The organism is Polaromonas sp. P1_G2 (assembly GCF_056405515.1).
The window spans coordinates 1-532 of record NZ_JBFUBY010000860.1; the positions used below are offsets into that span (position 1 = coordinate 1).

Annotated in this window: 1 protein-coding gene; it reads left to right on the top strand. The window is 64.8% G+C overall.

Annotated features, from left to right (window positions below):
* Positions 1–532: diguanylate cyclase domain-containing protein (locus AC1D0P_RS28015; RefSeq protein ID WP_477679715.1), on the top strand; the 532-nt coding region annotated here is incomplete at both ends.

The following is a 532-nucleotide window of genomic DNA, read 5'->3' on the forward strand; positions in this document are numbered from 1 at the left end:
GCCTTCGGCGGTGCGCTCGTCGCCCGCATGGGCGGGGACGAATTCGGGCTGGTCATGCCGATTGCCGATGCGGGAGAGGCTGCAAAACAGGCGGTTCGCCAGGCGCGCGCGCTGATCGAGGCGCTCGGGGTGCCGATTCCCCTGGGGGATATCGACGCCGATGTCGGCGCCAGCATCGGCATTGCGCTTTATCCCGAGCATGGCACGGATGCCGAGACGCTCGTCCGTCATGCCGACATCGCCATGTACAATGTCAAGCAGAACGGCCGCGGCTTTGCCCAGATCTATTCCCCCGATGTCGGGCGCGATGCGGAAGCACGGGCACGGCTGGTGGCGGATGTCCGGCGCGCCGTCGCCGAGGAGCAGATCGAACCCTATTTCCAGCCGATTGTCGATATCAGAACCGGCGCGGTGTCGAGTTTCGAGGTCCTGGCCCGCTGGACGCATCCGCAATTCGGCCCGATCGCGCCCGATCGTTTCCTGCCGATCATCGAACAGGCGGGCATGATGAGCCAGTTCTCCATCTATATGC